This window comes from Rhizobium sp. NZLR1, from assembly GCF_017357385.1.
Taxonomy (GTDB): Bacteria; Pseudomonadota; Alphaproteobacteria; order Rhizobiales; family Rhizobiaceae; genus Rhizobium.
The window spans coordinates 19,675-45,901 of record NZ_CP071635.1 but is presented as its reverse complement, the minus strand read 5'-3'; the positions used below and the strand labels follow the sequence as shown (position 1 = coordinate 45,901).

The window sequence follows — 26,227 nt, the reverse complement described above, 5'->3', positions numbered from 1 at the left end:
TACATGCGGATTTTCCAACATGATTTCTCTCCATCGCTTGCAAATCCAGCCGCGGCGCGGACCTTCGCTTTGCGCGCCGGGAGGGACTCCTCGCCAAAGCGAAAGGCGACGCTGCGCATGCCGAATTTCAATTCCGTGACGCGGGCTGTTTCCTGAGCCGTCAGACGCTCGTTCCCTCAAAAAGGCCAGGCATGGCCCTATGGCGTGAAAAGCTCTTCGCCGGACGTTGTCACGTTGTTTGAATGTGGCCACGTGAGGCCGAGCCTGCGCTTTTCAGGCAGGCCGTGCACTCACGGCTTCCCACGCGGCCATTGCCTGGCGTCGATGGGTTCGAATTTGTGCTGCGGAGCGGTTGGTCTGGGATGGGACGAAGAGGTTTCGGACGGCGGAGAAGATCGACACGAAATGTTGCAATGAGCCAACCGACCGGAAACCCTGTCGCGTTTGCTCCCGTTTTCTCAACGGCAGGTGAGAATTCTCCGCCCGGTTGTTCAAGCCTTTATGCGAGCGGTGTTCCACGTTCGGCATGACCTGGCGTTTGGCCGCCCCGTAGGAGCGCAATATGTCGGTGATCATACGCTTTGGCGGCATGCCCTGTTTCTTCAGAAGTCGCGTCAGCAGGCGCTTGGCCGCCTTGTCGGTGCACTCACGGTCATGGGTGCGCTGCTACCTCAATTTCCTTACCGCTCAATCAATGTGACAGTACCCTCTCATCAACCCGTCCGACGGCGGGAGAGGATCATGAAGCGCTTCAAGTCAGCGCGACACCTTCAGCGTTTCGTTTCCGTCCACGACCCGATCGTCAACCTCTTTAACGTTCCCCGCCACGATATTCCATCCACCCACCATCGAGAATTGCGAGCAACTGCCATGCAAGCATGGCGCCAAATCGCGCGGCACGCCGAATGAACCAAAGCCTCACTCCCAGATCTTGTCTTCGCAGCGTTAAGTTTACAGTGCCCGCCGAGCCGTTCGGGCAGGTCACGCCAGCGACCACCGGAACGGGCCACCCACAACAGCGCGTCCAGGAACAGCCGGTTGTTCGTGCGCGGGCCGCGTTTGCCCTTCGTGCCGCCCGGCACACAATCCTTGATCCGTTCCCACTGGTCATCCCGAAGCGCATCACAATCCACGGCCGATCTCCAAAAGTTAGCCTTGAATCTGATTTGCGCCTCCGGCGGAATCCCAAACCGTTAAATCGTCACCACGACCTAATTCGGTCGAAGCCTTTTGGTCGCAATCAGCATGACGAGATCTTCGGAGGCATCTGCGAGCGCCAGTGCCAATTCCGCAGCCGACCATCCACGTTTCTGCAAACTGACGAGCATTTCCACCATCGCGACTTCGACTTCTCGTCTGCAGCTCGAAATCGGCTTCAATTCGATATGTTTCTCATCACATGCCGTAGTCATCTTAGCCTCCGCTCTGCCATATGAAAGGCAGCGTCAACAATTTCGACAATGGGTGGATATGGTAGGGGTTGCATGCAAGCCTCAAGCCATTACGCATCGACACAGATTGCCTCGGCTGCGCGCAACCCCTCGCGCGCCATTATTTGCCGATGTCCGGCATCAGGAGCGTCTCGCATGAATCTGCACAATAGGCGGTGGAATTCTTCCCGGCGCCTGAGCGGGTGCACGCAGAATGATTTCTGTTGCAAGCCAACGCTTGCGCAAAGCGCGCAAGAACAATTCTCCGATAGTTCACGACCTATCCTCCTATTTTTGCATGTTTTGTTTTGAATAAATATCGTTTTATGTTGCCGGCGCCCCGAAACTACATTGCACCGGCAGCTGCGTATTTTGAAATTTCCGAACTTCCTTCGGAATTAACCACTACTCATTTAGATATATGAACAGGACGCAATTGTCGTTATCGCCGCATCCTGAAAATTATCGGTCCGTCCATTTCTGCTCACCAGGGAATATGATAAGTAGCTTATGCACGTAAAGCTTTAGCCAATTCGGCTTCTGTAAGATGGCCTCAAGAAAACTTTGTCTGACACGGAAGACATCGGTTCTGTGACCGCGGACGATCTGGCGAACTGTTCCGCGGCTATAGCCAGGTTGTCGAACGATTTCTTTATTGGAACGCCATCGGAGGAGAGCTTGGTCATCGTCGAATTCACGTCCTCACGCCGCAGATAGCTGTCATATTGCAGTCGTTCAGCGCAGGTGAGTAGCGCAGGATTGATCGTCGTAGCACCAATTTCGGTACGGATCGCTCGCATGGATTTGCGCACGACGTCGAGGAACGCCGCGCTGGCGTTCTCCATCAAATGCCAACGATCTGCGACCTGAACGGCGTGTGGTAAAGCCTTAGCGGCAGCTTCACGATAGCCCCCGCCTCGGTCGCGGGAAACAATCGCAATTTCGGGGTGCTGAGCAAGGAAGGTGGAAACTGTCGCGATCTCCCGATCGGGCAGAAGCTTTATAATCCTTCGCTTCTCAAGATCACATACAACGGTGCCATAGCGGTGATTGCGGCGGAAAGCCCAATCGTCAACGCCGACGACGTTTAGAGCATCATCCTGCGTCATGGATTTTCTTCTCACCGCGCGGATGAGCGTGTCATTGCTGACTGGGATCATCAAGCGTTTGGCAAATGCTGCTGCAGGCCGCCATCCACGGCGCGTCGCTGCCTGTTCTGCGCTTGTCACTCGACCGGCAGGAGGTCTCTGTGGGATGGAGGATCGTTCGTCCCGCTCGAGGAGTAGCCCGCGCGCCGGCAGGCGTTTCGCCGCGGACATGTATCCCGAACTCGTGCATGCGATTGAAGGCCGCGAGCATTCCAAGGTTGACAAGGCTGCGCTGCTTCAGGTCGAGGCCGTTGTCGGTCCAGGCTGCACCCCAGCAATATTCATTGAGAACATCCTGGAAGGGCCGGGAGAAATCATCGGCACTGCCGAGAGCGCGATCAACATACTCGTGCCCGAGCACCTTGCGCGGGCGCATTAATGATCGAAACCATTGCGATCAATACACGCTCCAGCGCCGGTATCCGGAGAAATCTGCTCGTACGTACGATTATGCGCCCCTACACCAAGGGCGAGCTTGCCCACGACCGAGGCCATCGTTGTGTCGCGCAGGACCATTCAACCCGATATCCAGCGTCGCCCTGGCTTACCAGATATCTGAACCTGCATTGCTTCCCAGTTCCCGCAAGTGCTTGGAAAAATACCTGCTGCTAAGTTTGATCTCCAGGATATGGCGAACGCTCCGTCGCTACTCTCCGGGCGAAAGCCGGGGCCAATTACGACAGCACATGTCGGCGACCCTACAAAACCCTCCGTACAGCGACAACGAAACACGTTCAATCTCTAGAGGTTACCGGCGCAACCTGATTGGCACGAGTAGTGCTCAGAGTTAGCCGGGTCCCTAAAGCCCGAATCTGATTGGGAGCTTAAACGACTATGCACATCGTGGTCTGTATCAAACAGGTGCCGGACTCTGCGCAGATACGCGTCCACCCGGTGACAAATACGATCATAAGCCACTGCCGTCGAAGGTATGCTCGGCCGACGATTCTTCTATGCATTGGCCTTGCAACTTCGCATCGACCCGCTGCGGAGTTTAAGGTCCCTCTCTCTTCGGAATCAGTCAATTGGCACGACGATCAGAAAGACCGTTGTGACCAGCAATCGAAAATGAGGAGTGATTATAACGCAATACCTCAGCGCCGCGCTGATCCCAGCCAAAGCTTCGTCGTCAATCGCAAGGGCGATCCGGTACCTAAGATTCCAGCACGGTGGCTCTGCAAGTCGCCGCTCGGAGAGGTGCACAGGAGGCTTCCGCGAAATTCCGGACAACCCGAAAGCCACATACAAACGTCAGGAGTAGGGCTATGAACGAAGTTGTTGGCCATTACGTAGATTACGAAATGACTTCACCCCTTCAAATGGCACGGCACTCTGCGCAGATAAAGCCATTGGGTGTCGATCTCGCAAGACGTGGACTTCTTTTGCTGACGACTTGTTTACGAGTTGAAGTTTATGGCGAAAAGTTCGACGTCGAAAGCACGGACATCGAAGTATTCCGTGGTTTTCCACACAAGGTTGTTGAAGGACCAAACGCTGTCGCCCAGCGATTAGCAGAGATCTCCGCAGGTGCCAAATCCCAGATCCTTGGGGAGCCCTACATTCAAGAGCAACTTTCGAAAGCTGTGGGACTGCTTGATCCGGACCTTCGGATTTGCCGCATCGCGCGATTAGCAATTGACGTGAGTTGCGGGTCACGCGAGCGGCAGCGCTTCACGGCACCATTCAACTACGATCGAATTGTCTATGACATGATTGCGGAGCAGCTTGCGGGTTCAGTTGTACCTGATCGCCTTTACGTGATCGGCGCCGGTATGCTCGGCCGCGAACTTGTCAGTACTGGCCCGGGAAAAATGTTTCGCTCAACTGTCGTCGTTACGCGGAATCCTAAAAATCTTCGCAAACGTCTCGGTTCCAGGTCAAAAATACGAGTCGACATGATGCGTCCAGGAGAGATCGGGTGCAAACCGGAACCGCATTCCGCCGTTGTCATCGCAACCGCTGACGTAAACGCAGAATACCAAGCTGTTCTTCAAGACGCTCTTCTACGGCTGGCACCGCGGATTGTAATAGACCTTTCGTCAATCCCGGTGTTGCAGGAAGCCGCAGTTGCGAGGCTCAACTATGTGACCATGTACGATCAAAAGTTTCTCCAGCGTATAGCGGAGAACAACAAATATCTTATGTCCAAGCTGCCGCAGCTTCAATCCGATATCCAGACCAGACTTCTGGCGGGGGCATACCATGACTGAGACTTGCAAATCATACCACTCAATGATCGGAGAAACTCGATCGGTACACGTGAACCTCTGCATCCGGAGAAATGGCTGCAGAAACCGGTTTTCTTTGGAAACCGTCGCGGACGCCCAGATAAAGCTCGCACGTCAAAGGTCACCACGATGAAAAGAAAAGCACTCATCCTCGTTGAAGGTTCGAGGAATAATGGTCAACTGTATGTTCACGCGGCACAACGCCAGGGACTTCATCCAATTACGCTGGCCACTGATCCAACCGACTATCACTACATTATTGCGGAAAGCAGTGAGGCGATAGCGGTTGATACCGAGGATTTCCATGCGATGTTGTATGAATGCCTCAAGCTAACTGCAACCTATGATATCGCCGGAATTACGGGTTTTACCACTCGCGGCGAATCAATCTATGTGACCGTCGGAAAACTATGCCAACACTTCAATCTGCCGGGCCCCGATCCTGAATGTGTCGAACGGTGCTCTGACAAATACGCTCAACGTCAACTCCTCATGCAATCCGGTTTACCGGTTCCAGGTTTCCGGCGGGCAACTAGTGCAACAAGCGTGAATATGGCAGCCACCGACATAGGGCTGCCGGTTATTGTTAAGCCAGCAATGGGCAACGGCAGCAGCGGCGTCCGGTTATGCCGCGATGCGGGCGAGCTCGCCGAACATACGGCCCACCTGCTAGGAGAGACGATCCCACGGCGTTCTTCGCAAACGATTCTTGTCGAGGAATTCGCAGAAGGCCCTTTCTACGACGTCGTAACAATGGGAAATGAGGTTGTTGCAGTCGGTTCCGGCTACTTCGGTCCCCCACCGCATTTTGTCCCCTACCAGAGTATTTTCCCGGCCCAGCTGACCGAGGAACAGTATGATCATATTTCGGATATCTCATTACGATGCCTGCAAGTACTAGGTCTTGGCTGGGGCCCAGCGAACATCGAATTGCTTTGGACGAAAAGCGGCCCCGTCATAATGGAAGTCAATCCACGTCTTCCAGGGTGGACCACTCCACGGCTGATTCAGCTTGCCCACGGTGTGGACATCATTGAGCAGCATATCAAGTGCGTGATTGGAGAAGAGTGTGATCACCCCATAAGACAATCCCGCGCTTCGGTAGCCCAATTTTTAGCGCCCGATTGCGACGGCACGCTAGCCCACATCCGCGGTATCGACCTTGCCGCCGCTGTACCAGGAATCGCTGAGGTCGCCTTCTATGTTGAGCCCGGTGTTTCCCTTGTCCGGAGAGGCGATTGCTCGGATATAATCGGACATATTATCGCCAGCTCGGCCGACCTCACTAGGGCTGAAGCGATCCTTCGGCGTACTATCGACTTAATAGATTGGGAGGTCACACCGGTGGATAAGGGGAAACAGCTTGGGACTTGACCTGCATACACAGCCCCTTCTGTGATGTCTGATATGCAATAGACCGTAGTTGCTCTTTTAGGCACCGATAGCACCAATGAGCCACGCGCCAGCTTTGCCTGGGGATTTTGGCTCCCGGTTCATGGCTGGCGCGGCGCTCGGCGTAACGGCAACCGCCCAAATCATGCGGCGAGCGAAAGCGTTGCAATTGGCAGGCAATGCAGAGGTCGGGAACGACCGCGTCTTTGGGATGACGAAAAAAGCTAGACATTGTCATATCTCTCGGTCGGGGAGGTGCATGTCCTTCACACTCATGGGCCGCGGTTTTCCGTCGGCCCTTTTTTCTTTACCAAAATACGTCGCACGGTGTTGAAGGCATTAGAGAAAAGCGGGGTCGAAGCCCCGCGGCTCGGCTACTCAAAGGCTGACATCTGGGCAGTCGCGGCTTCTCTGTCGAGTTGGCGGGCTGCCCGAGATCGTGCTTGAGAACCGCGATGACGACCCAGTCATTGAGATGGCGACATTCGAATTCCTGCCTGTCGCGCACATGAGACTGACGGCCGTTCAGTGTGATGCCCGTGACGCGCTCGTAGGCAGTAGGGGAATAGTCGCGAGTGTGCGATCGGCCAGCCGCCGCTCATAGCCGTTGAACAGCCGCGGGAAGGCATGGGCAACCTTCGCCCATCCACTATCCTTCCAATAAAACCCGTCGTCATCTGCCCCGTGGAGCACGGTACTGACTTCGTAGATGGCCCGCCAAAGGAATTGGTGGGCCCGATGTCCTCGATCGCCTATGCCGGCGGTTGAGCCTAAACGTCTTTGACGTGAGATTTGGAAGGACTTCTTCGTCACGCTGAACCGCCTGTTGACATGGGCGGAATGGATGGTGACACCACAGTTTTATTCCGGGATAGCTTATCCGCTTCTCGATCTCATGCCGTTCGAGAGCATCACTCCTAGCCACCCTCCTGATTGAGTTCCAGCGCCTACCTATAACCACCGGCTCTCAAGCGTCACTCCTGATGATCTGCGCGATCATCAAGCGACCTCAGGTGCTGCACAGTAAGCTTTTTGGTCTCCCCGCCCGGCTTGGTGGCTTTTCTGTCCACACAGCCGGCCGCTACAAAATTCCAATTCGAGCACAATATTACCCCGCAGTCCATCAAGCGCTCTGTCTTCACTGAGGGCCGCGACTTTCCGACCTCATTTTTATCGCTTGAAGAAACGCGTCGTTACATCTCGACGAAGGAAAAAGCCGCGCCCAAGGCGCGGCAAAGTAGGCCCGCCGTTTAGTGTGCGGGCCAGGGAAGTGATAAAGGTTGTTCTCAGATGGTCGCCAGAGCACGTCGTTTCTCGTCGGTGGCCCTCGCATCAACTTTGGAACCATCCCGGACGGGATAGCTGTCGAAGATAACCCCATAGACGTCAGCGGCCCTCTCCTCGGTCTCGTATCGTTCGAGGACATCGTCTAGCACGCGCTCGGGATCACGTTCCAACGGCGAACCGTACCCGCCGCCGGAGCAATCGATTCCGCGAACGGCATCACCTGGGGCCAGCTCGATGCGAGCTGCGTTAGTCAGCTTGGTGCTCTCACCGTTCTTACGGATGACGAAGCGTTCTGCACGGGCACCATCGAGACCACCCCGCACGCCCTTTGGTGGTTCTTCCTGACCATCGCCAGGGTACATTACGGTCATCGCGTCTGATTTAATCCCGAATTCGATTTCAGCGCTCGGTGCTCCACGGAAGCGCCCTGCCCCGCCCGTGCCTGGGATAAGAGCGAGACGCCGAACTTCCAGCGGATGCTTCAGTTCATCGATCTCGATAGAATCTCGATACATTAGACCCGCAACGACCGGGATGCCGTAGGTTATCCAACCATCGGCCTTTGGCGACGCCGGACCTCCGTTAATGTTGAGATGGATTTGGTTGATGAACGGAGCACCATTAAAGCGCGGGTCTCGACCGGATACGACGGCCATACCGACGCCTGGGCCAACCGCCCCTTCGGCCAACCCCTGCCCATCCCCAAGCTGAGCGAATGCCGCCCCCGTGAGATTGATCATACGGTCCGACACGTTGGTTGTCGCGACCGAGCAGGAATGCGGGAACTTCGGGATGCCAGCCACCGCACCTTCGCGGAGATGGACGCGAACGCGGCGGAATGAACCCGCATTTTGCGGAACGTCGCTGTTCAAGCTGTTGAACAGACCGGCCAAGACGGCGGAGGTCGCTGTGGCTTCGCTCTGGTTGAGACCGCAATCGACGTTGTCTATATTGTCGCGAAGGTCAATGTCGATGTAGGCCGAGTCCGGATCGACCATGACCTTCACCTGGAGCGGGATACCTTCAGGAAGGAATGGCATGCTGTCGTGTCGGCCATGATTTTCAAGTTTAGCCGCTGGAAGAGAACGGACGGCGTTGACCATGCGCTGCTCCGAATAATTAAGCCAGGATGTGATAAAAGTCTTGATCGTTTCCTTGCCGTACTTTGCACACATCTCTTTCAGACGACGCTCAGCGATGCGAGCAGAACTGATCCCGGCCATGAAGTCACCGTACCACTGCGATGGAACCCGGATGCGCTTTTGCATCATATTCACGACGTCGCCCACCATCTTGTAATCGCGCTGGATGCGTACGGCCGGGAAAATCAACGCCCCTTCTTCGTAAACGTCCTTAGCCATCGACATGTAGGTCGTCGGTAGGCTGTTGCCGCAATCGGCCTGGTGAGCCTTTGCAACTGCTGTAAAATGGTGCTCGCCCTCGAAGAACACAGGCACCATGAAAGCGTGGTCGGCAGCGTGAGTATTGCCGGAATATGGGTCGTTATGCAGATAGCAGTCGCCCTCGGCGATGTCCGGGTGATTGTCGCACATTACTTTGGTCTGCAAGTCTGTTCCGAAAATGTGGATCGGGAGGCCCTCAGCGCAGGCGAATAACTCGTTCGTGCCGGTGACGATAGCGCACGAGAAGTCACGGGCGGAGTTGATGACGGCGGATCGTGCCGTCTTCAGCATCGTATTGGTCATTTCTCGGACGATGCCATCGACCCGGTTGGCTAGAACTGCCGTTAGGACGGTATCGAGCTTAGAGTTATTAGTGTCGGTCATATCAGGCCTCGATCAAAACGTGAGAAGATAATGGCCATTGGCCGTTACGCGGGCGGTCATGTCAGGGAACACAACGACGGTCGTCGTGGGCTCTTCGATAATGCATGGGCCATGGAAGATCATGCCGGGCTTAATGTTGTCGCCCTGATGAATCCTGGTCCTGGCTGGATTACTGGAACCGAAAAAGCAGTTGCGGTACATTTCCGGACCGGAGAAATTCTCCGAGTATCCGACCGGCTCTTTGGCTGTCTGCGAGATGCCCGTTTCGACGCTCAAGCGGGCCTTCCAGCTGATGAATTCGATGGCGCTTCCTTCGTCACGCATTTCAAAGAGACGCTCGTGTGTGCGGTGGAAGCTCTCGATGAGTGCGTTCCTCGCCTCGTTCGACGACAAGTCGGGATCGAGCACCGGTGTCGAGATTTCCCAAACCTGGCTCGCGTAACGAGCTTCGACGAAATACTCAATGCGGTGCTTGGTGCCTGGCGGTAGGTTCTTCAGACCGGCGTAGAAGGCGTCAAGCTTGTCGGTCAGACCCTGCAATGTGTTAGCCAGACCGGCGCTGTCGAAGTTGGCGCTTGTCGTGAAGTGGGTAACAGACTCCTCCGTCAGAATGTTCGCGAAGTGCATACCGGACGCTGACAAGGCAGATGCCTGCTTCGGGAGCAGCACGTTGTTGCAGCCCAACTCCTTCGCAATCAGCATGATGTTGACGCCAGCGGCCCCGCCCCCGGCAAGAATGACACTTTCGCGCGGATTGATACCCTGCCCGATGGTGATGTCGTGGATCGCCTTGATCATTACTTCCGAAGCCAGGTTCAGGATGCCGTATGCGGCTTCTTCAATGGACCGACCAATGCTTGTCGCAACCGTTTCCACAGCTTTGCGGGCGGCTTCGTTGTCGAGCGTCATCCGACCACCCAGAAAGTAATCAGGATTGAAATATCCCAACACACAGGCGGCGTCCGATACCGTAGGCTTCTGACCCCCGCGTCCGTAGCAAGCCGGCCCCGGAACCGAGCCAGCCGAGTGAGGACCGACGCGCAGAAGGCCACCGTCATCGATCCAGGCAATGGAACCACCGCCAGCGCCTACGGAGCGGATATCGACGGAGGAGATTCCGAGGAGATGACCGGTCCATTCTCCACCCAGCCAGGTGTCACGCGAGTAGACGAGCTGATTCTCTCGGACGAGACCGACGTCGAAGGTCGTTCCGCCTGTATCGCAGACGATGATGTCGCCGCCGCAGTTCTCGATGGTGCTGAACGCACGGGAGGCTACCGGTGCCATCGAAGGACCGGACTTCGCGAGCTGGATTGGCTTGCTGATGACGTCGGAAATCTGGTTGCAGCCGCCAATTGAGGTCGAGACTAGGACGTCTCCTTCGTAACCCGCTTCGCGCAAATCGCTGTTCAGGCGACGGAGATGCTGTTGCATCAGGGGCTTCAGCGACGCGTCGATTGAAGTGGCGGAAGCGCGACGATACTCACGAACAATAGGGATCAACTGGTGCGACAATGTATATGGCAAACCCGGAAGGTGTTGCTCAATCAATTCGCCAATGCGCCGTTCGTGCGCAGAGTTCGCCACGGACCAGATCAGGCTCACAGCAATGGCCTCGTAGCCCTCCTCCTTCAACTGCAGCAACACCTTGACGGCGTGAGCTTCGTTGAGGGGACGGCTTACGGTACCTTCCGAACTCATCCGCTCGTCGATTTCAAAGGTCCGGCGACGAGGAATGTACGGTTCCGGAAAATCGACACTGAAGTCGTGGGGATTGCGCTTTCCACCTTCCTTGAACACCAAGACATCCGGGAAACCATCCGTCGTCAGGAACGCGGTCTTTGCACCCTGGCGGGTAACAATCGCGTTCGTGGCGCGCGTGGTGCCGTAGATGAACAGCGAAGTTTCCGCAAGCAGCTGGATCAGCGTCTTGCCGAGCTGCTCTGCTGCGTTGGTGATTGAGTTGCTGACGCCTTCGAACGCTCGATCCGGCGTGGTCAGCGATTTACCGATGGTCAGATTGCCTTCGGGGTCGGATACGACCACGTCAGTGAAGGTGCCGCCGGTATCGACCGAAATACGATATGTCATTGGGTTCTCCGTCAAATTCACGTGCGGCAGCGCCGCCAACAAAGGCCTTCACGAAATATCGCCCTAGAGCGATTGCCGCGTACGATAAATCCGAACTGTCAGTGTGTGGCAGTCGCCGTTTGACTGGCATCCGCTAGTAATTTTTCCGAGTGGCGCTTTCTGCCGGTCAGGGCGAAAAGTTCGCGTCCACCAGCGATGCCACCGGGTCTGAAGATCAGAATCAAGGCCATGATGATGCCAAGACCGATCTCCTGGCTGCCGGGCGGCAAAGCAATTGAAGTGCTGCCGAGCGTAAAACCCCGTTCCAGAAACCGGAGAACCTCGACGATCACCGTCACGACGACTACTCCGGATACCGCCCCGGTCAGGCTGCCTACTCCACCGACGACGAGCATCGCCAAGGCGATAAATGTCAGGTTGAGGTAAAAGGCATCGATAGCCAGAATTCCGAGGAACTGGGCATAGAGACCGCCAGAGACACCGGCTACGGCAGCGCTGAGTACGAAAGCAATTAGTCGAACCCGGACCACGCGAACGCCGGAAGCTTTGGCAGCAACCTCATCGTCCCGGCAGGCTCGCAGCATGATGCCAAATCGCGAGGTCTGAAACAGGTTGGCGACCAGAACTGCGAAAATTGCCCCACCAGTTGCTACCCAAGGACCCACGACCGTCGGAATGCCGATGATTGAGCTGACACCGGCGGTGACGCTATCCCAATTGGCAAAAACGCTGTTCACGATGATGAGGAAGGCGAAGGTCGCAATCGATGCCGCGATCCCGTTCAATCTCATAATCGCCAGGCCAAACAGTAGAGCAACGACAGCGGGGAGTAGCGCCGAACCGATCATGGCCATCCAGAATGGATACTGGTTTTCCTGCAGGAACGTCGGAAGCCCCGACAGCATAATCTGCTTGAACGTCGGTTCTGCAGTCGCCCAGCCGACCGCGTATGCGCCTAAGCAGGAGAACGCGACGTGACCGAATGAAGTGATCCCTGAGTTACCAATGAAGATGTAAGGCCGACCACCAGCGTCATTCTAATCAGCATTTCTGTGACGGAGGTTGCAATGGCCTCATCGCCAACGAGCGTGGTGACAAGCGCGATTGCTGCGACGACCAACGACAGCACGACTGCTGAAGAATGCTGGCCGAAATGCGAAAGATTTGTGTGTCCCTTCATGGCTCAAACTCGCTCAATGATGTTTTTAGCTGGGAAGAGACCCGAGGGACGACCGAGCAGGACCAGGACAAGGATTCCGAAGGCAAAGGCATCTCGGAAGCCACGAAGATCGGCAGGTAGGTAAGCTTGCAGCATCACCAGGAGAATGCCGACCAAGAAGCCGCCCACAACTGCTCCAACCAAGCTTCCCATCCCTCCGATGACGACGGCCACAAATCCGAAGAGTGCCAGCGGAACGCCCATTGTATGGCTTAGAGAGCCAGTCTGGGTGACGTAAAGAAGAGAGACTGCCGTGGCCAGGATGCCAGTTACCGCGAATGCCATGCCGATTACGAAGTTACCATTCACTCCAAGATACTGGGCCATGCGGAAATCTTCTGCGGCGGCACGCATCTGGACGCCGTATCGAGTGCCGCGCAGGAAAGCGATCAGGGCAACCATCAATACCAATGTCGTCCCGATGGTGGTAAGCTGAAGGACCGGCAGGCGAACAGCGCCCAGTTCGATCTGAGTGTTCAACGACGGCCAGAGATCGACGGCCTTGGCACGTGAGCTGTAGACCAGAAGGAGACCATTCTGGATAATGTAGCTCAAGGCGAATGATCCGATCATCAGAGTTGTCGCGTTCGCGCGCCGAAGGGGTCGGAATACCAGTGCGTCTGTGAGCAGGGCGACGATCACAACGATCAGGCAGACCGACGGAAGCAGCGTCCACCAGCTCCAGTTTCCGATGAGCATCTGGGAGGTAACATCTGCGGATGGCACGATCAGGCTATAGCCACCGATAGTGATCAGATCGCCATGTGCGAAGTTGATGAGCCGAAGAATGCCGAACAGAAGACCGATGCCCAGCGCCACAAGAGCGTAGATGCTGCCCAGGCTTAGGGCATCGACCATGTTCTGAATGAAATTGATCATTGTTGTGTCTCCCGGGCGTCGGAGTGCTGGAAGCCGAAGTAGGCTTCACGGATAGCTTCGCCGTCCGCGAGATCAGCCGCCCTGCCCTCAAGTTGGATTACTCCGCCACGCAACACGTAGATGCGGTCGGCATGCTTGAGAATGCGGTTAGAACTTTGCTCGTTGATCAGGAGGGTGAGACCCTCCGTGCGGCGGATATCCAGCAGGATTTGATAGATTTGGTCGATGATTTTCGGGGCCAGACCCAGCGAAGGCTCATCGACCATGATCAGTTTTGCGCGGGTCATGAGTGCCCGTCCGATTGCCAACATCTGCTGCTCACCACCAGAAAGGCGGCCAGCCGGAAACTTCAGGCGCTCTCGAAGACGGGGGAAATATGTCAGCACCCGTTCGACGTCCTGCTTGGCCTGACCGCTGTCCTTCTGGATGTATCCAGCGATCTGAAGGTTCTCTTCCACAGTCAACGAGCCGAAGACATGTCGTCCCTCAGGCACCAGGGAAATTCCAAGGCGAGCAATCTTTTCCGGAGCCACTCCGGTGATCGCTTTGTCATTGAACTGAATGTTGCCAGAGACAACCGGTGCGCCGCCAGCGGCGGCTGCGAGCATAGTGGACTTACCCGCTCCATTGGGGCCGATTATGCACACGACCTCGCCCTTATCGACATGGATCGAAGCATCTCGCAACGCGGTCATCTGTCCATATCGGACTGTAATGTGGGATAGCGATAGGATGGTGTTTGACATCGGGTCAGGCCTCCATGCCGAGGTAGGCGGCGAGAACGCCCTCATGTCGTTTGATCTCATCCGGCGTACCGACCGCCAGGGTTTTGCCCCCGTCGAGGACGTGCACGCGGTGACAAATGCTCATCACGACGTGCATGTTATGTTCGATCAACAGGACCCCGCATCCGAAGCGATCAGGGATTTCGGCAATGTGATGTACGAGTTCGTCAGCTTCCGCGTCAGACATGCCAGCTGCTGGTTCGTCGAGGAGAATGAATTTGGGGGCGACGGCGAGGGCGCGCACGATGCTCAATCGGCGCTGATCGGTGTAGGCTAAAGCTCCGGCTGCGATGGAGGCCTTATCTGCGATGCCAATCCATTCGAGCAGCTCATAACTTGCCGCACGCGCTGGATTTCGTGCCAGGCCAAGCCCAAGGCCAGTGACCTCTACATTTTCGAGAACGCTCAAGTCGTTGAACAACCGCCCCGCCTGGAAAGTACGCGCGATACCCTCAAGGCGAAACCGGTCGGCTCGCCAACCAGCTGTGTCCGAACCATGAAGAAAAATCGCTCCTTCTGTCGGGGTCTGAAACCCCGTGAGACAATTTACCAGCGTGGTCTTTCCGGCACCGTTCGGTCCAATCAGGCCAAAGATTTCCCGGTTACCCACGTGAAGTGAAACATCTGAAATTGCCGCAAGACCCTGGAAATGAACGGTCAGATTCCTTGCAACCAGGCCGCTAGCGGTGGGCGTAGCAGCGTCATTGCCTGAGTGAAGCGACAAAATGTCAGCCATGATATTCCCCTTTTTTTGTAGGGGCACGCCAGTTAACCGGCGTGCCCAGTTCTACGCCTTTACTTCTTCAGGCGGTAGAGAACGTCGTTTGGAATATCTTGGCTTATCTTCACTTCCTCAATGACGTTCTGTTTGCCGTCCTTGATCTCGGTAACGAACATCGGGATTTGCGTCTGGATGTGAACGAGGTCAGAGAAGGAGCGCGTACCAAGAACCGTCGGAACCTCCTTGTAGGTATTCATCTCGGCAACTACCTTTTCGGCATCAGTCGAACCGACCTTCGTTACTGCCTGCGCGTAAAGGTCCAGCCACGCATAAATCGGGTAAGCATACTGCGTCGCGGGGCGGCCACCGTATTTTGCTTCATACGCCTTCGTCAGCGCTTCGACCTCGGGGCGCGGATCGCCGGAGAATACTGCCTGTACAGGCACGTAGAAGTCCTTGAGGTCCGGAACTGCACTGTTCCAATAGAGACCATCCATGCCCGTGTTGCTGAGGATAGGGATGTTAATCCCGGCTGCACGGATCTGCTTGATGGCACTGGCACCGCCAGGCGTAACCGAGCAAAGCATTACGTTGTCGACGCCTTCGTCGCGAACCGCATTGGCGAGGCGGGTGACCTGCGAACTGATCGAAGCGTCAGCGTTCTTGAACTCGTCCTTGGCGACAATGGTGCCGCCATGAAGCGGGAACGCCCACTCGTAACCGGCGCAGGACGACTTGTTGTACTCGAGCAGGTTGTCCACAAGGACATAGCCCTTCTTGAAGCCACGCTTGTTGATGCCCCATTCGGCCATCGTTGCGCCTTCAACCTGACCGGCATTGTTGGCAGTGAACGAAAGCTTGCCGACGCCTGCTACACCTGCCTTAGGATCAGACGCGCCGAGAAAGACCGAAATGAGCCCCGCCTTCTGTGCCTGCAGAGCCGCCGGAGCGCCGTAGTCATAGTCGGCCGTCACCAGAACAACATCCGCGCCGCCCTGAACCATCGCCTGGCCCGCTTTGGCACCTTCGACGCGGTCGGACTTCGTATCTTGCTGGATTTGTTTGATCGGATGGCCGAGAAGCCCGCCCTTTGCATTTCGCTGCTCGATCCACAGCTGAGCCATCTTGGTGGCTTCACCATCGTAAGCTGCTTCCCAACCCGTGAACGCCACAGCGAAACCGAGCGTGACGCCATCTTTTGCTGCATTTGCCGGCATCGCAGAACTAGCTACAGACGACGCTACCAGCGCCGAAGCAATAAGTCTCTTAAACATTGCTATTCCCCTTTTCATCGATTGGCCCAGTACGGGCTCTCAACACCAAACTTTCCAACGGCGTTGGAGAGTACTGCTGGCCTTTGGCCGTCTTTTTGAGCTTTCCGGAGAGAAAAGACGCTCCGCCGGAAAACTATGTTCTGCTAGGCTCGCTTGGTATTCATTGGAGCCCGCGATGAGCATCGTTCCCACGATAAAAGGAAACCCTGCAGCCGCGTTCGCGGGACCGATATTTTCTCGAGTTGTCGAGAACTTTTGGCGCGCCAATGTTCTTTGGCTTGGCCCCGCAAAGAACAAGGTCAGCACGGGTCTCGTCCATCGAAGTGGCGAAGGGGAAAACTGCACGAGCCGGCTCGAAGAAGATCTTGCGCCGTGCCTTTTGGAAGTTCCCGCCCCGGGATACACTTGTCAGATCACGCGGCTATGGAAACCGCTAGCCGCGAGAACAGTTGACGCGATGAAAGTAGCTTTGCAAAAAACCATAGGACGCTCCCCTTTTTGTTATCGACCTAGAAAAGCAGGTTTTCCGACTTAGGGAAGCAGGGATAACGTCCCCGGTGACTATACTCACCAGCAATAGATGACAGCCACGTTAGTATGTCGGAGGGGTAATGGCACTCAAGATTTCACTCTGTCCATCATGTAGGTTTCGAAAGCGATGTGGAAGGCGACTATCGAAGTAGTAGCCGTCACCCGGCTTCAGAACCTTTTTTTGGTTACCGACGGTGATTTCGACCACTCCGGAAAGGACCATGCCTGCCTCTTGTGCCGCATGCGTAAACTCTTCGCCGGTGTCAGCCCCGGGTGCATAGCGCTCGTGTAACATTAGTAATTGTCGATTGGGATGATCGAGGCCGATGACACGATATGAAATTGTTTCAACCTTTCCAATCTCCACCAAGTTCTCAGACGAATAGAATGGAGAATATGGCAGGCTGGATTGGAGATCGGAAAAAAATCCCGGAAGGGTCGTTCCTAGAGCGTCCAATACCGCGCCGAGCGTATCTATTGAAGGGCTCATCTTGTCTCGCTCGATAAGCGAAATCGTCGAATGTGAAATTCCTGAGCGCGCCGCCAACTCCCTCACACCGAGATCGCGGCGGCGGCGCAGTTCCCGGAGCTTACTACCAATCTTTGGCAATTATCGGTTCCCTTTATTGCACCGCCTGAGAATGCCACCTTCGCCACAATCGAGATACCTGCGTGGAGCTAGCGACTACTGAAGTGGTGATTATAATGAACACGTGGTTTGTGGGCAATTGCGAGGGTGCCAAAGTTTCACGATGCTCATCAGGATCATCCCACATAGGAGGTTTTGATGACGTCGCGTCTCGATGCGCTGAAAGGTAAGTTTATACGGGTCAAGGAACCGACCCGAGATGCTGTCTCGGATACGGCTCCTGTCGAAAAGACCGTAAAGGATATAATTGCGAATGTCCGTAAGCATGGCGACGCCGCCGTTCGCGAATACTCTGTCGCGTTCGATAAGGCCAACGTGACCAACTTCGAAGTTACTCACGAAGAGAAGCTCAAGGCTATCGCCGATCTCGACCCGCAAACTCGCGAAGACACCGAGTTTGCCATTGCAAACGTCCGTCGCTTCGCCGAAGCGCAGCTGGGCACGATACTCCCGCTGGAAATTGAGGCGCTTCCGGGGCTGCACCTTGGCCATCGCGTCATCCCGATAGAAATCGTTGGCTGCTATGTCCCGGGTGGTCGCTATCCGCTCCTCTCGGCACCCGTCATGACGGTTGTCCCTGCAAAAGTCGCCGGGTGTGACCAGGTCATCGCGTGCCTTCCACCGAATGCCCATCCGGCTATGATTGCCGGCTGCCATCTCGCCGGTGCAGACCGAATCTTCCGCGTCGGCGGAGCCCAGGCGATTGCTGCAATGGCCTACGGTACTGAAACGATTCCTGCCGTCGACAAGATCGTCGGTCCGGGCAATGCGTTTGTAAACGAAGCAAAGCGGCAGGTCTTTGGTCAGGTCGGTATCGACCAGCTTGCAGGCCCAAGCGAAATCTTCATCGTCGCTGACGAGACCGCCAACCCCGCAACCCTCGCGACCGATATGCTGGCTCAGGCTGAGCATGACGTGCGCACCCGTGTAGGGCTGGTTACGACGGACCGTAAGCTTGCTGAAGAGACGATCAAGGAAGTCGAAAAGCAGCTCGAAACCTTGACGACCGCTCAGGTTGCCAGCGTTGCGTGGAAGGACTACGGCGAAGTGACCGTCGTCGAAGACGAAGAGACGATGATCGCCTACTCCGATTACATCGCCACTGAACATCTTCAGGTTCACACCCGTGACCCTCAGGCGACCGCAAAGAAGCTCCGCAACTACGGTTCGATCTTTATCGGCGAACTGGCCAGCGTTGTGTACTCTGACAAGTGCTGCGGTACGAACCACACCCTGCCAACGATGGCAGCCGGTCGCTATACGGGTGGCCTTTGGGTTGGCTCATACGTCAAGATTGCCACGCACCAGTGGCTCGACGAGCGTGGAGTCGCTGCCGTAGCTCCGGCAGCTATTCGCCAAAGTGCCACCGAGCAACTGGAAGGCCACCGTCGCGCAGCTGCGCTGCGTCTTAGCCCTCAACAGTTCGCCGCAGAGTAATTTGACTCCCAAGCCTCTGCGATCAAAAGGGCCGCTAGAAATTCTAGCGGCTTTTCAGCTTGTCTTCCTGATCGGACCGATGTGCTGGGATGTTTCCAAAACGTAAAGCTACTCGGACTCGACGTGTTCGGCACGGTCGTCGATTGAGGCAGCGTCGCCCGCCAGTACTCGGCGGCAGAGTACAAGAGTATTCGATAGGGGACCATCTTCCGCTTTTTGCACCCTCATAATTTCAGCGGCTATCGACGGCTATGGATGGCGATCGGCGGAAATTTGAATGGCAGGCGAGTCAAGGCCCGTGCGGACAGTTTCAGACGAGCTGGCCGCTGACGGCTTTCCACTGGGCCATGGCTTGCAGTCGGTGACTGCGAATTTGGTTGGCAGAAGGTTTTGTGCGATCTGGAACGAAGAGATTGCGAACAGCGGAGAACAGCGAAACAAAATGTTGCAGGCTCCCGATTGATCGGAATCCCTGGCGCATTGAAACGGCAGATGCGAGTTCTCCGCCCGGTTGTTCAAGCTCTTGTGTGAGCGATGCTCAACACCCGGCATAACCTGACGCGTCCAAAGAAAATATTGTGACACTTGGAGAAATGACCATGCTTTTTCGAAAATTGATTGTCGCTGCCGTCATGGCAGCGGCAATTCCTGCTATGGCTCTTGCTGCCACGGCTGAGGTGACAATCAAAAACAACAGCACATCCGGTACTGCGAATGTCGGCAGTATCAGATGCGTCGGCTGCACGCCCAACTTCCCCTCCAGCATCTCTAATGGAGCGTCAGTTGTCTTTACGGTGCAAGGCAACACCATCGACGGCTTCATGACGTTTCGTTTCGATGTGACCAGAGGTGTCGTTCCGGCTCGGACGTGCAGAGCCTCATTGAGCGTCAACTATGATCCTGCTACCGGCCAAGCGCTTTCACTTGCCGGAACGCCGGCTTGGGTCGCCATTTCAGGTGGAACTCGGGCCCCTACCTGCACGCAGACCTCCGCTCCGACAATCTCCCATGGCAAAGTCCTGTGGAACCTCTCTTTCGTCGCCAACTGAGGATACCTTCCTCTGGCAGGTCCGTTTTAAACGGACCTGCTCTTCCTTCCGTTGTAATTACCATGATCACACAATCATGTGTGGAGCTTGCTTCAAATGTCTGTTCTCAGAAATGGATTGGCGCAAATGCGAGGCGCAGGGCAAGCAGCACTCGCCTGGTTCGGGATTCGGACGCCATTGATCGCCACAGCGTTGTTTGCTCGTTACCATGGTCCAGAGCTATCCGCCGATGTTGTCGGTGCGACAAGGGAGGGGCTGTACTACGTGCCTTATGCCAGCCTTGGTACCAGCTTCGTCCAATCGCAAGCTGAAGCTCGCCCGGCATATGCAACGGCAATCTATTGGAACACAATAGTGATCAGCGGCGGGTTGGCCGGCCCCTCCGTAGGGGTAATAGCACGGGCCTACGGATTTCGAACCGTAATTGAGATTGCTTCTTTGGTCGCAATCTTCGCCGCCGCTGTCCTGTTGTTTAGTCTGCGCCGATTCAAAGTGTCGACGGGGTCGCCACCTTGAGAGGCGCATCTTTGCGCGTCATTCGACGGCCCGGTATTCAGGCCTTGAAGCGATCGAATGGGGTGAGCCACTTGATCGGTGGATCCGCTTCAGCCAGCGATAGATTTCCGAGCGCAGATAGCGGAGTTCCACTGCCATCCGACCAACCGGTTCGAGTGCATTCTTGAACGGATTCGAACCGTCGACAGGGCGGGAGAATTACCCGTTCAACAATGATTTCCCATATTTAACAAGCGGCTGAAAATGCAAACTGGACCGAAATGTGGTTATCAGTCACCGTTCCGTTTGATCGGCACTACTTCTCCGCGAACCCCACCGAGGTTGTCACGCGGCGTCACGACGGGCTTAAGCTCCACGATTCTCGCAGCCTGCAAGCTCAGCCATCCGGATGGTAGACCTGTCAGACTTTCAACGTCGTGCGGAAACAGCGGTAGATCTTCGCGCAAATCCTCTTTGGTGACTTGCCCCGCATCGACCAATGCCTTGAACACATCCGCGAGCAATGTCGGTTCCTGCATCGGCCAAACATCGTCAAACGGCTCCCGCCTGGAGTAGCCTTTCGCACTGTAGATTTTGTAGAGACGAGTTGCAGAGCTTTTGTCCAGAATCTGAAGCCGCTGCAGACGCATAATTTGTGCCTTGATCGAAACTTTCCAACGCGCCTTCAGGCGCTCCAGTTCCCAGATAGCAGCGGTGTCGATTTCAACACTGAATTGGCTTGCCGGGAGCAAGAAAGCGGACGCAAAACGATGAGCCTGGTCTTCAATGGCTTTGAAGTTCTCGACGAATTCCTCTTCGGTCACTGCTCGGTGCAGCACCAGGTGGGCTAGTTCATGAGCGGCATCGAATTGGCGTCGGGAAAAAGACTGCTTGTCGCTGGCAAGCAGTACGTATGGGCGACCATCCGATCCCCAACGGCTCAGCCCATCCAATTGATCGGTTTCCATCGGTTCGCTGGCGACTACGACGCCAATTCGCTCCAGCAGCTCGACCATGTTGAGAATAGGGCGAAGGCCCAGGCCCCAATGCTCTCTTGCTGCTTGAGCGTACGCCTCGATGTCCTCATCGCGGAGATTGCGAAAGTTACGCCCCTGCAGGAGATCGGGAACATTTATCTCGGGAAGGTGGGCGTAATGTTCAGCCACCGCCGTAACATCCTCGAGCCATGCCAACCTGACTTGCTGTGACAAGCGGTCGCCGCGCAAAGCACCGGCAAACGAGCGAAAAAACGACAGGCCACTACCTTCGCGGCGGGCAGTCAAAAAGAAGTCCTCTGGCAATCTGAGGACCGAAGCCAATTCGGTCAAGGCAGCGGGTTCCGGCGCGGTTTCACCCTCTTCCCAACGGATGACTGTGCTCGCAGCGCGCTGCATCAGATCGGCCAGCGCCTTGCGGGAAGTTATTCCTCTCGCTTGCCTCGCTTCAGCCAATCTCGCGCCAACAAAACTTTGCACTCCACTACGCACGGTCGTTCCTAATTTTCATTGCCTTTCTTCTCATCCGCGGGGCCGTCCTTTTTGGAGGCCTTGAATGACTTCTTCACCTGTTTAAGGGAGAAGGCCTTGGCCGCCGGTTGCGCTAGCGATCCGTAACCAGCCAGGAAGTCCTTGATATCAGCCTGAAACAAGAACGATTGCGATCGTGCGTCTGCAACGCAGACCGTAATTGACGCTATCTTTCCAAGAGCGTGGGCATCACGACGGACCATAATGACGACAAAACGTTCTCGGTCGGTAAACATCTCTGGCGGATGAAACAGGTCGTATGACAGTCCGCGGTTTTGATTGCACAAAGCAGATCGGGTCGTATTCTTGATCGGCAGATCATCCACTTCACGATGGGATGCAAAACCGATCATTGTATGGCCAAAACGGCCGGTGGTCAGATAAACTGGCGCGTCTTTGATTTCATCAGGGCCTTGTTCGATCGGAACCGATTTGACGAATTCTGCGCCATGGCGATTGAGCATCTGCTCGAACATCTCATCGATAATTTGAAACCGGACGAGACCGGTTGCTCGGCTTGCGCGCCGCCTTGAGAGCGCCACCCCATGGGTGACTGCGGCCTGTGACCCGCTTACCGCGGCCTCTGCCTGTTGGGCGGCCATCCCAAATTGATGTTCAATTTCGACGAGTAGGTCGCGGGGTACGTCCCGACGGATCGCGGATTCAAACTCGAAACGTCGCTCATCACTGATCATTGGGCCCTCATGGGAATCATCGAGTTTTGCATTAAGAGGATTTTTGACATATTTTTTTGCACTTAGCAATTCAAACTGAAGGTGACAACAGGGATGCCACCTGCATCCTGGCCGTGCAGCGTAAAGCGAGCTGAGGAGACCAGCCATGCCGCGCGCCTACTGGAAGGGCTATCTCAAGCTGTCGCTGGTTACATGTCCCGTGGCAATGAGTCCGGCGACAAGCGAGAGCGAAAAGGTTCGATTTCACACGCTCAACAAGGAAACAGGAAATCGTGTCGTCTCACATGTCTGCGGTCGCTTCAAGGCGAACTGAGGCCCACTAGGGCGAGACAAGCTTTCGTGTCTGCAGCTCGAGCCGCCCATTTGAAGGTTCTGCCCGACGACGAACGGCGGCTTCGGAGCCGTGCCGCGTCTTCGCGCCGGAAGGTCGTCGTGCGAAGACGCGCATCGGAAGCGGGTAGGTCGACGAGCGATCATTTTCCACTACCTGGACAAGCTGAGGCATTCTCATTTCCAGGGTTTCTGCTATCGTCCACAGGTCACGGGAGTAGGCGTCATGGTTGCAGCGAGTTTGGTTCCGAATGCATTTTACTGGGCGAAGTCCTCGAAGTATTTCGACGGACGACCAACGATCGTTCGGGTCTCCACGATCTTCGGGGAGGATTCTGACTATTGGACGCTGGCGCTCCTGGGAACCGATCAGCACGCCATGCCCGCGGATTTCGAGATCATCGCTCCGGCGGAACTCCCAGAAGAATACCCAGTCCGACAAGCCGGCGAGTGAACCGTTCATCGGGCAAGCGAACGAAGGCTCTCGACAGGGGCACGCATTTTGTCGGGCGTTCACACCGACAGACTGCCCGATGGAGAATTTTGGTACCATAACCCATCGGAACTTGCGGGGCATTCGACGACGGGGCCGCCCTGCTCCCTCCAGGCGATTTCGACCTCACCTATGGCGCTCCTCCACGGCCCGCATCGCAGAAGGGTGCGATCAACTAAATGACCTGAGACCCTGATCTGCGCGGGAACAACACGCTCACGACGCATTCACGTAGCGCCTTGGCGCCCGTTTCTCGCAGAAGGGGCGCCAAGGCCGGTTATCACATGGCTAGTAGCGCTCATCCCACTTGCTCGACCGTCTTCGAACCCCACGCCTTGACAGGAATCGAACCTGCGAAGCACGGTCCCCGACCGGCGAGTCACTTCAAGGCTATGAACGTCGCAGGGTCGAGCTGGGAAATCCGAACGGCAACTTGTGTGATCGCAGCGTCCCCGACCAATTGCTGGATTTCCCTGGCAAGATCCATGAGTTTCTGACGCGTCCGTTCTGCTTTCGGCAGGAGGAAAAGCTCGAGGTTCACCGCCGGGAGGTTGGCCATCGCGTAGACTGGAATGACAGCAAACTGGCAGGCGTTGATGTTGACGTCCAGCCTTTCGCATAACAATTTGCTAAGCGGCACCAGAGCGGCCTCAATGTTCAGTTGAGACTGCTCTGGCAGTGATCGATCCACGTAAATCTTCATATTTGGCATCTCGGCCGCCTTACAGTGGGTTAAGAACAAAATCGAATGGCGAACGCCAGACGGTTCCACCGCCGAGCACACGCTCATACGGCGCGATCAACGTGGCTTTGACACCGAAGACGGCGTCGGATGAAAGATAGTTATCGTCGCCGACGAACGTATGGGTTACCAGTTTCTGGAAGCCGGCGGCCGTGACGATGTAGTGCATATGTGCAGGCCGATAGGGATGCCGGCCAAGATGCTTCAGCATCTGGCCCACAGGCCCATCTGCGGGAATGGGGTATGAGACGGGCTTGATTCCGACGAAGCTGTAGCGTCCATCGGAGCCGGTCACGAAGGTTCCGCGGTTGTTCCATTTAGGCTGGATGTCAGGTTGCTGCACATCGTAAAAGCCTTCGGCATTGTCTGACCAAACATCGATGATTGCACCCTCGATCGGATGTTCGTCCAGATCGACCACAGTGCCTTCGAAGACACAGCTCTCGCCCTTCCCGTCAAGCGTGATGCGATCGCCCATCGCAACACGGGGAGCCCCGGCGACATGGAACGGTCCAAGCACGGTGTTTTCCGTTGCGCCCGGTTGCCTCCTGTTGTTGATCGCATCCACCAACATGGATACGCCTAGCGTGTCGGATAGCAGGATAAATTCCTGCCGTTCTTGCGAACAAATCTTGCCGGTCTCCGTGAGAAACCGAATTGCGGTTTCCCATTCCTGTTGCGAAACCTTCGCTTCCTTGATGAAGGCATGTAGATGCTTCACAAGCAAGGTCATGACCTCCCTCACGCGAGGATCGATGTCGGAGGCCATGCGCCCGTTTACCGCCTCGACGGAAGCTTCTTCGGTGAAATAATTTGTCATACCTGTTCCTTTCGAGTGAGAATTGGCTTGCCTTCATCCCGAAGCCTACCTGCTAAAAAGGCGCGGACCTGGTTCCTGATGTGGATCACTCTGGCCTCCGGGTTCACGACGAAGCCGGCCTCGCCCCTTCCCATGCCATCTGAAGCATCTCTCGGATTGCCGTAGCTTCCAGAGGCCGGGGGTTCCAGTAAGGGTTTCGCATGGCAATATCTGTGGCTTTGTCCAGATCCTCGGCGGCCAGTCCGAAATCTTGGAGCCTGGTCGGGGCGCCTATGCCGAGCGCGAAATCGTAAAGCCCAGGCGCCGCGCGATCCGTCCCCAATAAAGCGGCAACAGGTTCCAGCAGGTGCGGTACCGCCGCCTCCGTATACGCCACTGTATGAGGAAGAAGGATAGCGTGCGTTTCCGAATGCGGCAGGTCGAAGCTGCCGCCCAGCGTGTGGCAGATCTTGTGATGCAGTGCCATTCCGACCGCACCCAAAACAACGCCACAGAGCCAGGAGCCGTAGAGGGCATCGGTGCGGGCCGCGGGATTTCGGGGATCACCCACGATGGCAGGCAGTGCCTCGTGCAAGGCGGCTATGCCCTCCATCGCCATCATTGAGGAAACCGGGTTGCGATCCTGCGCATAAAGTCCTTCCACGGCATGGGCCATGGCGTTGAGGCCGCTCGTCACCGTCATGTTGACAGGAAGGTCGTACGTTAGCTCAGGGTCGTAAATCACCGTTTCCGGTAGAATTGATGCATCACGCACGGTGGTCTTGATGCCGTTTTCTGTCTGCCCGAGGATCGGGGTCACTTCCGATCCGGCATAGGTTGTGGCGATGACCAACTGGGGCGCATCGGTTCGGTAGGCGATCGCCTTTCCCAACCCGATCGTCGAACCACCGCCCAAGGAAATGACACAGTCCGCGCCCTTGTCAGAGAAGACGCGAAGCGCTTCGATCGTCACGTCGACGGGCGTGTGCATCATGGCACCGTTGAAGAGCCCCGCACAGGCGGATCCCAACTGTTCGGCAAGGCGCTGCGCATCCTTTTCCTGGAATGGAGTCGACAGGACAAGGGCCTTACGCCGATCGAGGTAATGCAGTTCTTCGGCCACCATGGAGATCGTCCCCACACCGAACACGATGCGAGGAATAGTGCCTTTGTAGATAAACGGCTCGCGCATGGTCTTCTCCTCTTGGATGCAAACGGTGCAACTGTCTTCGCTGCCGGG

At 56.0% G+C, this 26,227-nt stretch carries 21 protein-coding genes and 8 pseudogenes; 8 read left to right on the top strand and 21 right to left on the bottom strand.

Annotated features, from left to right (window positions below; genetic code table 11):
- Positions 1-273: 273 nt before the first annotated feature.
- Positions 274-636: pseudogene (locus tag J3O30_RS29195) on the bottom strand (DDE-type integrase/transposase/recombinase); the annotation flags it as partial.
- A gap of 72 nt (positions 637-708) precedes the next feature.
- Here J3O30_RS29195 and J3O30_RS29190 point away from each other — a divergent pair.
- Positions 709-909 (top strand): annotated as a pseudogene (locus J3O30_RS29190) (IS6 family transposase); the annotation flags it as partial.
- 59 nt (positions 910-968) lie between these two features.
- On the opposite strand, the pseudogene J3O30_RS29185 reads toward J3O30_RS29190, so the two are convergent.
- The 4 genes and pseudogenes from J3O30_RS29185 to J3O30_RS33460 form a co-directional block, all read right to left on the bottom strand.
- Positions 969-1,133: pseudogene (locus J3O30_RS29185) on the bottom strand (transposase); the annotation flags it as partial.
- Between the two features lie 78 nt (positions 1,134-1,211).
- Positions 1,212-1,412, bottom strand: a complete 201-nt coding sequence (locus J3O30_RS29180; protein ID WP_077987990.1) for a hypothetical protein — start codon at positions 1,410-1,412, stop codon at positions 1,212-1,214.
- A gap of 561 nt (positions 1,413-1,973) precedes the next feature.
- Positions 1,974-2,626 (bottom strand): annotated as a pseudogene (locus tag J3O30_RS29175) (transposase); the annotation flags it as partial.
- A gap of 112 nt (positions 2,627-2,738) precedes the next feature.
- Positions 2,739-2,954, bottom strand: a pseudogene (locus tag J3O30_RS33460) (carboxymuconolactone decarboxylase family protein); the annotation flags it as partial.
- A gap of 889 nt (positions 2,955-3,843) precedes the next feature.
- Here J3O30_RS33460 and J3O30_RS29165 point away from each other — a divergent pair.
- Both J3O30_RS29165 and J3O30_RS29160 read left to right on the top strand, forming a co-directional pair.
- Entirely contained in the window at positions 3,844-4,788 is a 945-nt protein-coding gene (locus J3O30_RS29165; protein ID WP_207585695.1) for a hypothetical protein, read from the top strand.
- A 147-nt stretch (positions 4,789-4,935) separates the two neighbouring features.
- Positions 4,936-6,180 (top strand): ATP-grasp domain-containing protein, encoded by a 1,245-nt coding sequence (locus J3O30_RS29160; RefSeq protein WP_207585694.1) that lies wholly within the window; start codon positions 4,936-4,938, stop codon positions 6,178-6,180.
- 1,304 nt (positions 6,181-7,484) lie between these two features.
- Here the strand turns inward: J3O30_RS29160 and J3O30_RS29155 are convergent.
- From J3O30_RS29155 to J3O30_RS29115, 10 genes and pseudogenes are all read right to left on the bottom strand, one after another.
- Positions 7,485-9,272 (bottom strand): hydantoinase B/oxoprolinase family protein, encoded by a 1,788-nt coding sequence (locus J3O30_RS29155; protein WP_077987996.1) that lies wholly within the window; start codon positions 9,270-9,272, stop codon positions 7,485-7,487.
- Between the two features lie 12 nt (positions 9,273-9,284).
- Positions 9,285-11,363 carry a hydantoinase/oxoprolinase family protein gene (locus tag J3O30_RS29150; RefSeq protein WP_131603343.1) on the bottom strand — a complete coding sequence of 693 codons (2,079 nt, stop codon included), beginning with the start codon at positions 11,361-11,363 and terminating at the stop codon, positions 9,285-9,287.
- Between the two features lie 98 nt (positions 11,364-11,461).
- Positions 11,462-12,355: a branched-chain amino acid ABC transporter permease gene (locus tag J3O30_RS29145; protein WP_246762902.1), complete on the bottom strand. Its 894-nt coding sequence runs from the start codon at positions 12,353-12,355 to the stop codon at positions 11,462-11,464.
- Positions 12,319-12,543 (bottom strand): hypothetical protein, encoded by a 225-nt coding sequence (locus J3O30_RS33455; protein ID WP_246762893.1) that lies wholly within the window; start codon positions 12,541-12,543, stop codon positions 12,319-12,321. The genes J3O30_RS29145 and J3O30_RS33455 overlap by 37 nt, the downstream gene beginning before the upstream one ends.
- A 3-nt stretch (positions 12,544-12,546) precedes the next feature.
- Positions 12,547-13,461, bottom strand: a complete 915-nt coding sequence (locus tag J3O30_RS29140; protein ID WP_077987999.1) for a branched-chain amino acid ABC transporter permease — start codon at positions 13,459-13,461, stop codon at positions 12,547-12,549.
- Positions 13,458-14,156 carry an ABC transporter ATP-binding protein gene (locus J3O30_RS29135; RefSeq protein ID WP_245315058.1) on the bottom strand — a complete coding sequence of 233 codons (699 nt, stop codon included), beginning with the start codon at positions 14,154-14,156 and terminating at the stop codon, positions 13,458-13,460. Before J3O30_RS29135 ends, J3O30_RS29140 begins: the two co-directional genes overlap by 4 nt.
- Positions 14,157-14,211: 55 nt before the next feature.
- On the bottom strand, positions 14,212-14,982 hold the full coding sequence (locus tag J3O30_RS29130; RefSeq protein WP_207585693.1) for an ABC transporter ATP-binding protein: 771 nt from the start codon (positions 14,980-14,982) through the stop codon (positions 14,212-14,214).
- Between the two features lie 59 nt (positions 14,983-15,041).
- Complete coding sequence (locus J3O30_RS29125; protein WP_207585692.1) at positions 15,042-16,241, bottom strand: ABC transporter substrate-binding protein; 1,200 nt, start codon at positions 16,239-16,241, stop codon at positions 15,042-15,044.
- A gap of 39 nt (positions 16,242-16,280) precedes the next feature.
- Positions 16,281-16,572: pseudogene (locus J3O30_RS33450) on the bottom strand (hypothetical protein); the annotation flags it as partial.
- Between the two features lie 261 nt (positions 16,573-16,833).
- The gene (locus tag J3O30_RS29115; RefSeq protein ID WP_077988003.1) at positions 16,834-17,382 is read right to left on the bottom strand and encodes a cupin domain-containing protein; all 549 of its coding nucleotides are present in this window, start codon (positions 17,380-17,382) and stop codon (positions 16,834-16,836) included.
- A gap of 177 nt (positions 17,383-17,559) precedes the next feature.
- Here J3O30_RS29115 and hisD point away from each other — a divergent pair, with 177 nt between their 5' ends.
- Positions 17,560-18,858 carry a histidinol dehydrogenase gene (gene hisD, locus J3O30_RS29110; RefSeq protein WP_077988004.1) on the top strand — a complete coding sequence of 433 codons (1,299 nt, stop codon included), beginning with the start codon at positions 17,560-17,562 and terminating at the stop codon, positions 18,856-18,858.
- A 310-nt stretch (positions 18,859-19,168) separates the two neighbouring features.
- Here hisD and J3O30_RS33445 read toward each other — a convergent pair.
- Positions 19,169-19,419 (bottom strand): annotated as a pseudogene (locus J3O30_RS33445) (IS6 family transposase); the annotation flags it as partial.
- A 38-nt stretch (positions 19,420-19,457) separates the two neighbouring features.
- On the opposite strand from J3O30_RS33445, the gene J3O30_RS33440 reads away from it, so the two are divergent.
- Positions 19,458-19,907 (top strand): hypothetical protein, encoded by a 450-nt coding sequence (locus J3O30_RS33440; protein ID WP_077988005.1) that lies wholly within the window; start codon positions 19,458-19,460, stop codon positions 19,905-19,907.
- 96 nt (positions 19,908-20,003) lie between these two features.
- Complete coding sequence (locus J3O30_RS29100) at positions 20,004-20,423, top strand: hypothetical protein (protein WP_018486480.1); 420 nt, start codon at positions 20,004-20,006, stop codon at positions 20,421-20,423.
- Positions 20,424-20,692: 269 nt separating this feature from the next.
- Here J3O30_RS29100 and J3O30_RS29095 read toward each other — a convergent pair whose 3' ends face one another.
- Both J3O30_RS29095 and J3O30_RS29090 read right to left on the bottom strand, forming a co-directional pair.
- Positions 20,693-21,889, bottom strand: coding sequence for an XRE family transcriptional regulator (locus J3O30_RS29095; RefSeq protein WP_063828064.1), 1,197 nt, complete (start codon positions 21,887-21,889; stop codon positions 20,693-20,695).
- Between the two features lie 8 nt (positions 21,890-21,897).
- Positions 21,898-22,623 (bottom strand): hypothetical protein, encoded by a 726-nt coding sequence (locus J3O30_RS29090; protein WP_077988006.1) that lies wholly within the window; start codon positions 22,621-22,623, stop codon positions 21,898-21,900.
- Between the two features lie 145 nt (positions 22,624-22,768).
- Between J3O30_RS29090 and J3O30_RS33780 the strand changes: the two are divergent.
- A pseudogene (locus J3O30_RS33780) lies at positions 22,769-23,292 on the top strand (hypothetical protein).
- Positions 23,195-23,407: a hypothetical protein gene (locus J3O30_RS29075; protein WP_348651598.1), complete on the top strand. Its 213-nt coding sequence runs from the start codon at positions 23,195-23,197 to the stop codon at positions 23,405-23,407. The pseudogene J3O30_RS33780 and the gene J3O30_RS29075 overlap by 98 nt, the downstream one beginning before the upstream one ends.
- Before the next feature lie 418 nt (positions 23,408-23,825).
- Here J3O30_RS29075 and J3O30_RS29070 read toward each other — a convergent pair whose 3' ends face one another.
- The 3 genes from J3O30_RS29070 to J3O30_RS29060 all read right to left on the bottom strand — a co-directional run bounded on the left by J3O30_RS29070 (position 23,826) and on the right by J3O30_RS29060 (position 26,179).
- Positions 23,826-24,158 (bottom strand): hypothetical protein, encoded by a 333-nt coding sequence (locus J3O30_RS29070; RefSeq protein ID WP_245315060.1) that lies wholly within the window; start codon positions 24,156-24,158, stop codon positions 23,826-23,828.
- Positions 24,159-24,168: 10 nt separating this feature from the next.
- Entirely contained in the window at positions 24,169-25,008 is an 840-nt protein-coding gene (locus J3O30_RS29065) for a dioxygenase (protein ID WP_077988010.1), read from the bottom strand.
- Between the two features lie 103 nt (positions 25,009-25,111).
- Positions 25,112-26,179, bottom strand: a complete 1,068-nt coding sequence (locus J3O30_RS29060) for a maleylacetate reductase (RefSeq protein ID WP_077988011.1) — start codon at positions 26,177-26,179, stop codon at positions 25,112-25,114.
- Positions 26,180-26,227 lie beyond the last annotated feature (48 nt).

Coding starts and splice junctions, on each gene's coding strand:
- J3O30_RS29180 (WP_077987990.1), bottom strand. CDS start 1,412: ATGACTACGGCATGTGATGAGAAACATATCGAATTGAAGCCGATTTCG.
- J3O30_RS29165 (WP_207585695.1), top strand. CDS start 3,844: ATGAACGAAGTTGTTGGCCATTACGTAGATTACGAAATGACTTCACCC.
- J3O30_RS29160 (WP_207585694.1), top strand. CDS start 4,936: ATGAAAAGAAAAGCACTCATCCTCGTTGAAGGTTCGAGGAATAATGGT.
- J3O30_RS29155 (WP_077987996.1), bottom strand. CDS start 9,272: ATGACCGACACTAATAACTCTAAGCTCGATACCGTCCTAACGGCAGTT.
- J3O30_RS29150 (WP_131603343.1), bottom strand. CDS start 11,363: ATGACATATCGTATTTCGGTCGATACCGGCGGCACCTTCACTGACGTG.
- J3O30_RS33455 (WP_246762893.1), bottom strand. CDS start 12,543: ATGAAGGGACACACAAATCTTTCGCATTTCGGCCAGCATTCTTCAGCA.
- J3O30_RS29140 (WP_077987999.1), bottom strand. CDS start 13,461: ATGATCAATTTCATTCAGAACATGGTCGATGCCCTAAGCCTGGGCAGC.
- J3O30_RS29135 (WP_245315058.1), bottom strand. CDS start 14,156: ATGACCGCGTTGCGAGATGCTTCGATCCATGTCGATAAGGGCGAGGTC.
- J3O30_RS29130 (WP_207585693.1), bottom strand. CDS start 14,982: ATGGCTGACATTTTGTCGCTTCACTCAGGCAATGACGCTGCTACGCCC.
- J3O30_RS29125 (WP_207585692.1), bottom strand. CDS start 16,241: ATGTTTAAGAGACTTATTGCTTCGGCGCTGGTAGCGTCGTCTGTAGCT.
- hisD (WP_077988004.1), top strand. CDS start 17,560: ATGACGTCGCGTCTCGATGCGCTGAAAGGTAAGTTTATACGGGTCAAG.
- J3O30_RS33440 (WP_077988005.1), top strand. CDS start 19,458: ATGCTTTTTCGAAAATTGATTGTCGCTGCCGTCATGGCAGCGGCAATT.
- J3O30_RS29100 (WP_018486480.1), top strand. CDS start 20,004: ATGTCTGTTCTCAGAAATGGATTGGCGCAAATGCGAGGCGCAGGGCAA.
- J3O30_RS29090 (WP_077988006.1), bottom strand. CDS start 22,623: ATGATCAGTGATGAGCGACGTTTCGAGTTTGAATCCGCGATCCGTCGG.
- J3O30_RS29070 (WP_245315060.1), bottom strand. CDS start 24,158: ATGCCAAATATGAAGATTTACGTGGATCGATCACTGCCAGAGCAGTCT.
- J3O30_RS29065 (WP_077988010.1), bottom strand. CDS start 25,008: ATGACAAATTATTTCACCGAAGAAGCTTCCGTCGAGGCGGTAAACGGG.
- J3O30_RS29060 (WP_077988011.1), bottom strand. CDS start 26,179: ATGCGCGAGCCGTTTATCTACAAAGGCACTATTCCTCGCATCGTGTTC.